The sequence below is a fragment of the Psychrobacter sp. 16-MNA-CIBAN-0192 genome (assembly GCF_040309565.1).
Classification (GTDB): Bacteria; Pseudomonadota; Gammaproteobacteria; order Pseudomonadales; family Moraxellaceae; genus Psychrobacter.
The window spans coordinates 1-279 of sequence record NZ_JBEOOX010000166.1; the positions used below are offsets into that span (position 1 = coordinate 1).

The 279-nt window shown below is 43.0% G+C and carries 1 protein-coding gene; it reads left to right on the top strand.

The annotated features are described in order from the left end of the window. A partial coding sequence (locus AAEY78_RS12775; RefSeq protein ID WP_352339699.1) for an RHS repeat-associated core domain-containing protein occupies positions 1-279 on the top strand: 279 nt, incomplete at both ends.

Consider the following 279-nt stretch of genomic DNA (forward strand, 5'->3'; position numbering starts at 1 on the left):
ACTGAATACTCCACGTTTTGTAACCAACAACAAAGCAGAAGTCGTGTGGGAAAACCAAGCCGATGTGTATGGTTATGAAGGGCCAGAGGTAAGCACTACAAATAGCTTTACTCAGCCAATTCGTTTTCAAGGGCAGTATTTAGATGAAGAGAGCGGCCTACATTACAACCGCTACCGTTATTACAGCCCCAAACAACAACGTTTTATAAATCAAGACCCGATTGGTTTAGTGGGTGGAATCAATCATTACCAATATGCTCCGAACCCGGTTAATTGGGT